Origin of the sequence: Neokomagataea tanensis (assembly GCF_006542335.1) — a bacterium.
Classification (GTDB): domain Bacteria; phylum Pseudomonadota; class Alphaproteobacteria; order Acetobacterales; family Acetobacteraceae; genus Gluconobacter; species Gluconobacter tanensis.
The window spans coordinates 1033156-1045442 of sequence record NZ_CP032485.1; the positions used below are offsets into that span (position 1 = coordinate 1033156).

Genomic DNA, 12287 nt, shown 5'->3' on the forward strand with positions numbered 1-12287 from the left:
CACAAGAAAGCATGGCCGACGCAACACTAACAAAGTGCTAATATTCTAGTCTTCAAAAGATGAAGAAAGAATTTTTAAGCAGCGCTACCCTGAGCAAGCAGACCAGCTAAACGACGAGCGAAGCCTGTTGGGTCTGGAACAGCTTCACCTTCCTGCACACGCGCCAAGTCCAAAAGAATATGCGCGTAATCGGAAACATCCTCACTGTGCTCGACGCGCGCAGCTAAGCTACGGATCAAAGCGTGACGTGGGTTGATTTCCAACACAGGCGGTGTTTCAGGCATGCCTTGGCCTGAACGACGCATGAGACGCTGCATGGCTAAGTCCGGCCCGCCTTCAAACGTCATTACAACCGCACTACCCGTCAAACGGACTGTCCCGCGCACATCTTTTACAGCCTCGCCCAACGCGTCACGCAGCGCAGGTAATAGCTTTTCAAGATCAACCGGGCTCTCGCTCTCTTCTTCTGTCGTAACGAACTTTTCCAGATCACCATGAGACTGAACAACAGAACGAAGTGCTTTGTCGTTATAGGAATGCAAACGTTCTGGCCAGAAGGCATCCACCGGGTCAGCCAACAGCAGAACCTCAACGCCTCGCGCGCGGAAGCCCTCTAATTGGGCCGAGTTACGCAATGCGTCCAAATTATCGCCCGTCAGATAATAAATGGCGTCCTGCCCGTCCTTCATCCGCTCGATATAAGCGTCCAGCGTGGTTAAATCGTCGTCATGCGTGGACCGGAAACGCGCGAATTTTGCAATTTCTTGGCGGTATTCCGCATCTTCCCACAACCCTTCTTTAACGACAGGACCGAAATTATCCCAAAACGTGTTGAATTCAGGCGTAGCGTCTTTCGCGCGTTTTTGAATTTCACTCAAAACACGCTTCGTGACGGCCTTCCGAATACGCTGGAGCGTAGGAGTTGCTTGAAGCATCTCACGGGAAACGTTCAAAGGCAGGTCTTCTGTGTCCACGACACCCTGAACAAAACGCATCCAGTTAGGCAACAACTCTGCTTCGTCCGTAATGAACATACGACGAACATGCAGGTGCACGCGGCTTTCACGCGACTGCTCCATGAAGTCGAAAGGACGTGCTCCAGGGATAAACAGCAGAGATGTAAACTCCGTCGTCCCTTCAGCATTCCAATGCAGTGTTACGTAAGGTTCATCAAAAGCGCGGGCAACATGACGGTAAAATTCCGTGTATTGCTCTGCGGTTATGTCTGATTTGGACTTGCGCCAGATAGCCGTTCCTTCATTGGCCGGCTTGTCTTCGCTCGTCCCGTCTTCATTCTTCTCTTTAAGTGTGATCGGCCACGAAATGTGGTCAGCCCATTTTCTAATGATAGAACGCAAACGCCATGGGTCCAAAAACTCTACAGCGTCATCCTTGAAGGAAAGCTCAATTTCTGTGCCCGGCGTTGAGCGCGTTGCGGGGCTGAGCGTAAAATCCCCCTTGCCACTCGAGGACCAAGTCCATGCCTCATCAGATCCCGCTTTACGAGACGTCACATTGACATGATCCGCCACCATGAACGCAGCGTAGAAACCAACACCAAATTGACCGATTAGGCTTGGGCGGTCCTCTGGTTTAGCGTCGTTCAACTTCTCGCCGAACTGGCGCGTTCCGGAACGCGCAATCGTACCTAGATTTTCGACGAGTTCGTCATGGCTCATACCAATACCATCATCGGTAATGACCAGTCGCTTTGCATCTTTATCCGGATCGATACGAATAGCCGCATTATCTGGCAGAGCAAGCGCAGCGTTTGTTAGTGCTTCAAAACGGCGCTTATCAGTCGCATCGGCAGCATTAGCAACAAGCTCACGCAGGAAGATTTCCCGGTCGGAATACAACGAGTGCACCACCAAATCGAGTAGACGCCCGACTTCTGCGCTAAACTCTCTTTTCTCAACATGCCCAGATGCATCACTCATACCGTTATACTCCCTGATGAGATGGTCCCGATTCATATGCGACGCGGGAAAAAAAAATTCAACGTGCTCAAATGTAGTTCGCAAGTGTCATACTCTTCATATTTGCTATCACGCTATAGGACGCTTGGAGTTGATTTTGCGTATCCGTTAACTGTGTGGAGACACTTGCCATATCTGCATCTTTTGCCTGCCCTAACTGGCTGGTTAAGGCTGAGTTCATTTGATCCAAAAATGTCGATTGGCTGGAGAGCATATTTTGCTGAACCCCTAACTGTGCAGATGCATCCGACAGCCCATTATTTACAGAATTATTAGAGACCTGTATTCCAGAGATTAAGGAATTATAAGAATCACTTCCAACTTGATTACCGCTCAATGAAGCAACAACCATCAAATTACGCATTAAATCACGTATCGGTGAACCTGTTGTTTCAGAAGTGGAAGCTCCACCCTGCGAAGCAACCCACCCCACTGTCTGCGCACCGCCTGGCCCTAAAATCAGCTTTTGCGTCTGCATAGACATCTCCTCTGCCGAACCTGATAGCGCAGTAGAGAACGGAGCTTCATCGCCCGTGTTACCGGCAATACGCAAACTATCCTGCAAAACAACCTGCCCAGTATTTGTGCCGAGTTGCTGAACTGAAGCACTAATAGCTTGGCTCATAGCAGAAGACTGTAAATCCCCTTTAATGGGAGCTATTGTAGAAGCATCCCCAGAAAAAACATAAACTCCATTCGACTGCGTATTTAGCAGCGCCCCCAATAAAGAAAGGGAAGCCTTTGCAGACTGAGACGCAGAAGCAACGGCAGCGCTTGTCGGAGTTCCAACCAAAGACGAAATACTCGCTGTCAAATTAGAAGATATTGTTGATATTTGCGACAAAGCACTCTGCCCAACACTAAGCATCGTTTGGGCATTTTGCACATTACCACTCCACGCCGACACTTGTGTCAAAGCTGGCTGCACAGCCAATGCTTGCGTTCGGGCTGAGCCTAGCCCAGCGTAATCAACGGACGTAACACCAGTCGACACTTGTGCTTGCAAATCTGTCTGGCGCTTTGAAAGCGTATTTATTCCAGAAGATAATCCAAAAAAAGCGGCTCCAAAGCGCATTTCAGAGACTATACCCGTCATGATTAATTCCCAACGGCACTTAATAATGATGAGAACATAGATTGAACCGCTGATATAATCTTCGCATTCGCGGAGTAGGCATTTTGCAAAGAAACGATATTCGCCATTTCTTTATCAATCGATACGCCTGATGCACTCGAAAATTGAGATTGCAAATTTGTTTGTGTGCTTTGTGCCAACGAGGACCTGCTGCTTGCATCAGCAGCGACAGATGCTTGGTTTGCGGTCAAAGCCGTCGCTAGACTAATTAAATCTTGCTGACCGCTATACCCCAAATTTAGCGTCCCAGAAACGCCCAACCCTGTGCTCGGGACCCCGGTAACAGTTGATCCAAACGTCTGCGACAAAACGTTTTGCACAGCCGTTCCAGCATTTAACAATGATGGGGCATCTTGATACTGACTGGAAACACGTATCGTCTGTGCGAAACCAAGACTTCCTGATGGAGGGCTTGAAGTTTGATCGGCGGCCGGAATTTGCCCGGCAGAGTCTGTAAAGAGTGATATGCCCTGAGCTTGGAAACGACTTGCAACGCTGTAAGCCAATGAATCGCACTGTGCCTGCATAACAGGCAATGTATTATCTCTCAGATCAATGGAGGCTCCTAACGTCCCTCCCTTCAGGTTGGCCGTAACGTCAACGCCATTCAACATAATACCCGGTATAGCCTGGCCATTTTCACTTGCTGGGTAGGTACTACTCTCACTTATGGTTGCATCAGAGGTCGTTAACGGAAAATTATCTGTAACAACTATCTGTCCAGAGGAGGAGGTTGCTCGTGTTGGTAGCGCTACTCCGTCAGTCGTAGAAATATTCATGTCCCCGTTGGCGGAAACCTTCCATGTAATTCCCATATCACCAGATAAGGAATTCAAGGCAGTGAAACGTTGATTTTCTAAATCTGCGGTATCTTTCCCTACAGATTTCAAACTCATAATCTGCGTCGAAAGCGAACCAATGGTCGTTAAATTTGTATTGATGTCCTTAACAGTGGATACGACACTATCTTGGGCGTTTTGCCTCTGTTGCTGAATATTTTGCGCAATATTATTCAAACTTTGTGAAAAGTTTTGTGCCGCTGAAACCACGCTACTCTGTGCCGCAGAGTTAGTTACATTAGACGATAAGGACACTACCGCAGAGCGAATATTTCCTAACAGATCCGAAAGCGTGCCACTTGAACCCGAGGCGGCAGAAGTCGATCCTTGAAGCGCCGCAATTGTGGACAGCGTATTGTTTTGGGTGCTGGCATATGATGCCAAGCTGTTTTGTGCGTAGAGGGCTGTCTGCACTTGGGTGTTTGTGGCAAGGCGCGTTCCCGCGACTAAAACACCATTGCCAACACCGTTACCAGCACTTGCGACGACAGTTGGCTGTTCTGCTATATAGCCAGCAGTGCTCGCATTGGCCGTATTCTGGGACGAAACAGACATCGCATACTGAACGGCATTCAAACCACTCGATGCAATCGATAGTGCGTTATTTAACCCCATGATACGTTGTCTCTAACGCTTCACTGAATCATCGCTAACGTTGTCTGAAGCATCTGATTAGACGTAGAAACAACCTTGGTGTTGGCACCATAAGCTTGTTGGGCCACAACCAATTTTGTCAAATCTCCCGTAAGATCTGTGGTTGAACTTTCCAACGAGGACGTTGCGAGCGAGCCTGCGCCATTTGTTCCTACGGCATTCAAACTTGCTCCGCCAGAACCCGACGTCGCGGTATAAGCTTGCCCATTCTGCACAGATAATGAATCTGGGTCAGCGAATGTTGCCAGCGGAACTTTCGCCACTAATTGGGAAAGACCGTTATCGAAACTCGCCATAATGGAACCGTCTTTTTGCACGCTCAAGCCAGTATAATTGCCGCTTGTCACGCTGTCTGACGTCGTGACAAGCGAAGATGACGCAGACGATGAGGTGCCAAGGCTGACGCCGGATGTTCCGCCAATTGTTCCAAGTTTCACACTTAAATTTTGTGGTGCACCTGCATAGTTAAAAACAGCGGAGGTACCATTTGTCCCCACCGTTCCCCCAACCGATTTCAAAGAACCGTCAGTATTAAAAACAACACTTGTCTGATTAGAATAATCATTCCCGTTTGAAACGGTCCAGGTGAGCGGATCCGAAGCTGATTGCTGCCAATTGAGCGTCACGTTATGCGCAGCACCTTGGCTATCGTAAGCGGTTGCTGTGGTTGATGTCATAACGCCGGTCGTGGCGGTACTTCCGACAACGCCAGAAACAGTTAAAGACGTGCTTTTTGTGGGCTGAAAACTAAGATTGCTTGAAACCTGAATTGGCGAAATATTGGTGCTCAAACTTCCCCCATTTTGCACCTGATATCCTTGTAAATAATAACCCGATGTATTGACCAAATACCCGTCACTATTTTGAGAGAAATCACCATTACGTGTATAAAAATTTTGCGTGTTAAATGACGTGGTTCCCTGAGCAGTCGTTCCGCCGCTTGGTGCCAATACGCTGAAAAAACCCCGCCCCGAAATAGCCATGCCCAACGGGTTGGATGACGTAGTCACACTACCCTGATACTCTGTATTCTGCGTCGTAACGGCTGCAACGCTATCGGACGAACCCTGCAGGCTCGCCTTTGTCTGAGCCGTGACGTAATCAGAAAAACTCGTACCCGTGGATTTGTAACCGACCGTCTGGCTGTTAGCGATATTGTTCGACAAATCGCTAAATGCATGTGACTGCGCGTTAAGCCCGCTTACTGCTGTGTTCAGCGCATTAAACAAAGACATATGCACTCCTAGCCTCAGAACATCCACCACGGCCCGTTTTTACGTCGCGGCATTTCAGCTAATTTTGCATTTTTTCGTTAATAAAGAGCTTACAACAGCCTTTTTCTTGAGCACTTATTTTGACACGATGAACACACTCAACTCTGGCGCTTTCGGTACGAACAAGGCACAATGAGGCAACATGTCCCCTGCACCACATATCACCGCCTCACCCCGCATTCCCGATAACCCGCCAATACGCCCTGCGCGTTTTGTCCACGGCAGTATCATGCGGCACGTTATTACTATGGCGGGCACAGGGGCGATCGGCCTTATGGCTGTTTTTGCCGTCGATCTTCTGAATTTCTTCTATATTTCCAAACTGCATAACCCCGCACTAACGGGTGCAATCGCGTTTGCAACATCCATTAGTTACGTCCAAATCTCTGTTGCAATCGGCCTAACCATTGGACTTGGTGCATGCATCGGACGGCTTATCGGCGCACGCCAGCACGACGAAGCACGGCGCATGGCCTCGGCTTTTCTCGCCGTTATGGTCGCTCTCGCCTTAGTCCTTGGATTAACGACCGCTATTTTTGCCCCTAATTTTTTACGCATGCTTCGCGCTGATGGAAATGCACTGGATCAGGCTACCCTTTTCCTCCGGATTACAGCGCCAGCTTTTCCACTTGCCTGCTTAGGCATGGGCCTTTCTGCTTTGCTTCGTTCCGTTGGTGATGCACGACGCTCTATGCGCATGACCCTCACGGGAGCAGCCGTCTCAGCTTGTCTTGACCCAATACTAATCTTTGGCTTTCACCTTGGGTTAGAAGGGGCTGCGATCAGCACAATATTGTCGCGCGCCGCAATTACTGCCAGTGGTTTTCTTAATCTTCGCGGGCATGACATGCTCGAATGGCCCGATATCAAAGCTATTCGGCCAGCTGTGCAAAAAATCGGCGGCATTGCTTTACCAGCGATCGCAACCAACCTTGCCACTCCGACCGGCGCGCTCTTTGTAACGCATGCCATGGCAGCCTTTGGTCTTAATGCTGTTTCTGGCCAGGCCACAATTGATCGCATTGTCCCCGTCGCCTTTGCTCTCGTCTTTGCACTCACAGGCTCGGTCGGCCCTATCATGGCGCAGAATTTGGGCGCTCAACACTATGACCGCGTCAAAGAAACACTCATGGCGGCCCTTAAACTAACCGCGCTTTGTGTGATGCTGACATGGCTTGCCCTAGCACTCGGTCAGAACATCATACTCGATATATTTACTGTTAATGGCGTCGGTGTTGATATTGTCAAATGGTTCTGCCAGTGGCTCGTATCCAGCTACATGTTCATCGGTCTTTTGTTCGTAGCAAACACTGCGTTCAACAATCTGGGCCATCCATTTTATTCGACCGGATTTAACTGGGGCCGAGCAACACTCGGCACAATTCCGTTTGTCTGGATTGGTGCACATTACTTCGGCCCCATTGGTATTTTGTTCGGTCAATCGTTGGGCGCAGTAATTTTTGGCACGGCAGCCATCTTAACTGCCTTTCGCGTCATACATAAACTGGGGCCAACCCATTAACCCATACTTTGGAGCGCTCGCTACGCTCCAAAGTGCTCTCCTTTTTTAAGGTGCTGGGTTAGCATTCAGCTGATGCACCGCATCAATATCTTTTTCCATTTCCGGTGTAATTACGAGGCTTGTTGACCCCAAAACAGCATTTAATTGCTCAATACTCGTTGCACCAATAATATTGGAGGCAACAAACTTTCTGGATGTGACAAAAGCTACAGCCATCTGAACAAGGTCTACACCATGCTTCTTGGCGACATCCATATATGATTTAATCGCTGTATCAACGCCGGGCTTTTCATAGCGCTGCCCACGGTTAAACAATGTTGTCCGCGCACCAGCTGGGCGGGCACCATCAAGATACTTCCCTGTCAGATAACCTTGAGCCAAAGGAGAATAAGCTAAAAGGCTAACATGCTCCCTCATTGATTGTTCAGCCAAGCCGATCTCGAAGGTTCGGTTCAACAAATTATAAGCATTCTGGATTGAAACGACCCGAGGCAAACCGGACTTAGAAGCCTCTAAATACTTGGAGACCCCCCAAGCCGTCTCGTTAGAGAGTCCGACATAACGTATCTTGCCTTCCCGTACCAAATCCCCGAGAACAGAAAGCGTCTCTTCAATACTAATTTCGTCTGCATCAGATATATTTTTAAATGTTGTTCCGCCCTCTCCAAATAATCCAATAACACGATCCGGCCAATGAAGCTGATAAACGTCAATATAATCCGTCTGTAACCGGCGTAATGAACCCTCAACAGCATAGCGTATCTGTCTGGATGTTAAGCGCGCTTCTTCTCCATCGGGTCTAAACCACGGATTTTTAGAGCGTCCAACAACTTTACTGGCAAGAATAACATCATCACGCTTTTTACGGTTTTTGAACCACTCCCCTATAATTGTTTCGGTTGCGCCATAAGTTTCCGCGCGCGGGGGTATGGAATATAATTCTGCCGTATCAATAAAGTTAATACCATTCTCAAGAGCTAAATCTAACTGTTGGTGCCCTTCTTCTTTAGTATTTTGTTGTCCAAATGTCATTGTACCAAGGCATATTTCACTTACCATTAAGCCTGTTTTTGCAAGTTCACGTTTTTTCATATCAAACATCCAATTTATTTTTAGAAATACATTTTGAATGCATAGATATAAAATATCAATTCCATAATATTATAATATTTAGAAAAAACTCTAATTTTTATGAAACTACTTCGAGAAACAGACTTTTAAGGAATAAGTTTCTTTGCAATTTGTTGTTAGTAAAAAAACAACAACTATTCCTTCCAATAAGGATTACCAAAAATGGCTACGAATCTTACAGACAACAACAGTGCATCATACGCCAACGGTGGAAGCTACAACATCAATGGTGGCATATTAAACATTGGTGGTTCGGGCGGACTGATTTTCAATTCAGCTGGTACGGACAATGCAACAGCAACAGTCGGTTCCGCTGCTGGACAACTTAACATCAATATCTCCTCATCCTTACTTTCATTCTCAGGAAATCGAACAGCAAATCTAACAATCACCAACACTCCACCGTCGAATTTTCTAATAAATCTTAGCCTTTCTGGTACCTCGAGCACTGCAACAGCAAGGTTTGCCAATGGTACAACCACTATTACTGCTGTTGTTTCTGGCGGTGTATTCCCTCTAAGAAGCACCATCACGATTAATATTACAATGCCAGGTAACCCGTACAACTTGGGTTCAACCACTCGCACCCTTCTCTCAAGCAATGGCAATGCATCAATCTGCTACCTCCCTGGCACAAAGATCGAAACACCTAAGGGTCAAGTTCTGGTTGAAGACCTCGCACAAGGTGATGAAATCTACACCTTCGTCAACGGTCAAAAAACAACCGATGTTATCCGTTGGGCCGGCCACAAAACCGTAAATGCCAAAACGCAGGACGATAAGGCTATTCGCGTTAAGGCCAACGCTCTGGCTGACGGTGTCCCATTCAAGGATCTGCTGGTTACACCAGAACACTGCCTTTTCCTGAATGGACGTTTCGTGCCAGCACGTATGCTGGTTAACAACCGCTCTATCGTTATCAATGCGGCTGAAACATTCGAAATCTATCACATCGAAACCGAAAAACACGCCGTTATCATGGCTGACGGTGCATTTGCTGAAAGCTACTTGGACACGGGCAACCGCCAAAGCTTCCACTCTGATGACACAGTCGTTTTCGGCGGATTTGACGCTGCTAAAGACTGGGCAGAAGATGCCGCTGCACCACTCGACGTCAGCAAAGAGTTTGTAGAGCCTCTCTACAACGACCTGCTTCAGCGTGCTGAGACACTGGGCTTCGCTTCTGAAGCATCAGACGCGCAGTTCGTAAACGATCCGTCACTTGCACTGATCACGGCGGAAGGTGACGTGCTGCCGCTTCTGCGCACGTCAGGCCAACATGCTGTTTTCCAAGTCCCAGCGGGTCTGGACCGGGTTTATCTGACATCGCGCACGATCAGCCCACGCGACTTGCTCGGTGCTTTTGTTGATGACCGTCGTCAACTAGGCGTCATGGTCAAAAACGTCACCTTGTTTGATGGCTCAGAAACGCATCACATCACATCTCACCTCGGAAACAACACTGTATCCGGTTGGGAGCAGCAAAATGAAGCAGACCGCCGTTGGACAGATGGCTGCGCGGAAATTCTGCTGAACAACCGTAACGCTCAATCCGAAGGGGTTCTCTCCATCGAAATCGTTGCTGGCGGTCCGTACCTCGCAGGATCAACAAACAGCGCCGCTACCAGCGTTGCAAAGGTTGCAGCAGCCTAACTGATTAAAAGAAGGGGCCTAACTAACAGGCCCCTTCTTACTTAAAGCGACGCAAAGACTGCCTGATAAAAGGCTAACTCGCGCACAAATGCATCCATAACAGTCTCTTTTTGCCGAAAGCCATGCTTCTCCCCGGCATAGACATGCAGTTCAGCCTGCTTAAGGCACGCAACCATGTCTTCCGCTTGCGAAAGCGCTACCACTTTGTCTTCATCACCATGTAAAAACAAAACAGGCTGAGCAATATCTTCTGCAAATGTCAGAGGAGAGCGCTGCAAATAGACGTCCTCTGCTTGAGGATAAGGACCGATAAGGCCGTCCAAATATCTTGCCTCGAATTTATGGGTTTCTTCCACCAAACCTCGTAAATCCGTTACGCCGTAAAGCACAGTCCCAGCAATAAAGACTTTCGATCGTGCCAAAGCACCCAAGACCGTCAAGCCGCCTGCGCTGCTACCGCGAATTGTGCAGCGCTTAGGATCTACCCTTCCCTGATCTATTACGGCCTTCCCTGCGGCTAAAACATCATCAATATCTACAACGCCCCACTTACCATCCAAAGCTTTCCGGTAGTCGCGGCCGTAACCTGTAGAGCCCCTATAATTCACGTCCAAAACCGCGAAACCACGTGACGTCCAAAACTGCACTTTGAAAGCAAATCCTGGGTTCGCACGCCCAGTGGGGCCACCATGAGCCATGACAACCAAAGGCGGCAGTTCGTCTGCTTCAAGTGCATAATGATGGCTGGCAGGCGCATAATACAGTGCATGTGCAATAGCCCCACCAGTCGTTTTGAACGTCATTGGCTGTGGGATAGACACATCTTGTTCTGTCACACCTTTAGGCAACTCTACGCTGTTGCGTATCACATGTCTTAGCCCGGATAATCCGCCAACCATGATACGTGGCGGAACATCTGATGGCGTATCTATCCAAGCAAAGCGACCATCAGACAAAGGCTCCGGCACATTTGAGGGAGAAATATCTGTGTAAGATTTCCATACTCCCTCCTTCAACTCCTGAACAATATTAAAGCCGTCTGAAACACCAAGGGCTAAAAGATTATTGGCATCGACAGGGAGCAAACTACGCTGCCCGAAAACCCAATGTGGCAAGCCTATTTCCGCCCCAGAGAATGGGTGCGTTTGTCTGTTCCATTCGCCAGCTTCGTGTATGAAGCTTACCGGTGCCCAGAAGCCCGAGCTATCCTCTGTCGCAAATAAGGCGCCATCCTTGCTCCAGCGGGGCTCTATAATGCTGCACGTTTCCGGCCCCGTTAAATCAGTAATCCGCCCTAGAGAGAGCCCACCCTCCTTGCTGTGGTGTAAAGAGGCAACATGCAATTGTGTCTGCGTCCAAGGCATATGAGGGTGCTGCCATGAAAACCATGCCAACCAGCCACCATCCGCCGATGGACGGGGTGCTGCGTAAAAATCGGCTCCCTCCAGCAGAACTGTCTCTTGGCCCGAGCGTGTTACAAATACCAACACGGACACAGGCTCACCCGCGTCTTGATGTTGCTCTCGCACAGCGAAAGCGCCACTGCCATCAGTTGCCCATGTAATATCGGCGTAGCGATGCACATTGCTTTGCAAAACGCATTGCTCTCCAAACCATAACCCACCAGTTTTACGGTCGCTGAACACCAACTCTGGGCTGTTATCAGCACCCAGCCGAACATCCCAAGCGCCACCACCATATTCGTGAACAGATGTTCCTACACTAACCTGCACAGGTGAAAGATCTGCATAGCCACCGCCGGGCGTAAAAGCCGTGATAACGCTCCGCCCTGAATCCTCTGGCCGTGTTTCCAGCCACAACACCCAGTTTCCTGCTGTCCGTAATTCGTTAAAGCTGAGCGTTTTGCCTGCAACCAGTGAGGGAGATACCCAAGATGGCCAAAATCCAGCCTTAACGGCACCTTCTGATTTTTGCTGATGCAAATCCATCATTTTCCATCCTGTGGGTATGTCTTATGCTAAGCATACCAAGCTTACCGGCCGTAACCAACAACGACCAGCTTACGAACGGAACCCAAACTCTGCCTCACCTATCTCCCCTCCTCGAAGACTTGCTGCGACATTATGGCTATGGGGCCAT

Annotated in this window: 8 protein-coding genes; 2 read left to right on the plus strand and 6 right to left on the minus strand. The window is 48.7% G+C overall.

Annotated features, from left to right (window positions below; genetic code table 11):
- Positions 1–74: 74 nt before the first annotated feature.
- The 4 genes from htpG to flgE form a co-directional block, all read right to left on the minus strand.
- A complete protein-coding gene (gene htpG, locus D5366_RS04775) occupies positions 75–1940 on the minus strand; it encodes a molecular chaperone HtpG (protein WP_141492503.1) in 1866 nt (621 codons plus the stop codon).
- A 67-nt stretch (positions 1941–2007) separates the two neighbouring features.
- A complete protein-coding gene (locus tag D5366_RS04780) occupies positions 2008–3075 on the minus strand; it encodes a flagellin (protein WP_141492504.1) in 1068 nt (355 codons plus the stop codon).
- 2 nt (positions 3076–3077) lie between these two features.
- Entirely contained in the window at positions 3078–4568 is a 1491-nt protein-coding gene (flgK, locus tag D5366_RS04785) for a flagellar hook-associated protein FlgK (RefSeq protein WP_141492505.1), read from the minus strand.
- A gap of 20 nt (positions 4569–4588) precedes the next feature.
- The gene (gene flgE, locus D5366_RS04790) at positions 4589–5842 is read right to left on the minus strand and encodes a flagellar hook protein FlgE (RefSeq protein ID WP_141492506.1); all 1254 of its coding nucleotides are present in this window, start codon (positions 5840–5842) and stop codon (positions 4589–4591) included.
- Positions 5843–6023: 181 nt separating this feature from the next.
- Between flgE and D5366_RS04795 the strand changes: the two genes are divergently transcribed.
- Positions 6024–7403, plus strand: a complete 1380-nt coding sequence (locus tag D5366_RS04795; protein WP_141492507.1) for an MATE family efflux transporter — start codon at positions 6024–6026, stop codon at positions 7401–7403.
- A 45-nt stretch (positions 7404–7448) separates the two neighbouring features.
- Here D5366_RS04795 and D5366_RS04800 read toward each other — a convergent pair whose 3' ends face one another.
- The gene (locus D5366_RS04800) at positions 7449–8495 is read right to left on the minus strand and encodes an aldo/keto reductase (protein ID WP_141493827.1); all 1047 of its coding nucleotides are present in this window, start codon (positions 8493–8495) and stop codon (positions 7449–7451) included.
- A 201-nt stretch (positions 8496–8696) separates the two neighbouring features.
- On the opposite strand from D5366_RS04800, the gene D5366_RS04805 reads away from it, so the two are divergent.
- Positions 8697–10187, plus strand: coding sequence for a Hint domain-containing protein (locus D5366_RS04805; protein WP_141492508.1), 1491 nt, complete (start codon positions 8697–8699; stop codon positions 10185–10187).
- Positions 10188–10228: 41 nt separating this feature from the next.
- On the opposite strand, the gene D5366_RS04810 is transcribed toward D5366_RS04805, so the two are convergent.
- A complete protein-coding gene (locus D5366_RS04810) occupies positions 10229–12139 on the minus strand; it encodes an alpha/beta hydrolase family protein (RefSeq protein ID WP_240775350.1) in 1911 nt (636 codons plus the stop codon).
- Positions 12140–12287: the final 148 nt, after the last annotated feature.

Coding starts and splice junctions, on each gene's coding strand:
- D5366_RS04795 (WP_141492507.1), top strand. CDS start 6,024: ATGTCCCCTGCACCACATATCACCGCCTCACCCCGCATTCCCGATAAC.
- flgE (WP_141492506.1), bottom strand. CDS start 5,842: ATGTCTTTGTTTAATGCGCTGAACACAGCAGTAAGCGGGCTTAACGCG.
- D5366_RS04780 (WP_141492504.1), bottom strand. CDS start 3,075: ATGACGGGTATAGTCTCTGAAATGCGCTTTGGAGCCGCTTTTTTTGGA.
- D5366_RS04805 (WP_141492508.1), top strand. CDS start 8,697: ATGGCTACGAATCTTACAGACAACAACAGTGCATCATACGCCAACGGT.
- flgK (WP_141492505.1), bottom strand. CDS start 4,568: ATGGGGTTAAATAACGCACTATCGATTGCATCGAGTGGTTTGAATGCC.
- D5366_RS04800 (WP_141493827.1), bottom strand. CDS start 8,495: ATGAAAAAACGTGAACTTGCAAAAACAGGCTTAATGGTAAGTGAAATA.
- D5366_RS04810 (WP_240775350.1), bottom strand. CDS start 12,139: ATGATGGATTTGCATCAGCAAAAATCAGAAGGTGCCGTTAAGGCTGGA.
- htpG (WP_141492503.1), bottom strand. CDS start 1,940: ATGAGTGATGCATCTGGGCATGTTGAGAAAAGAGAGTTTAGCGCAGAA.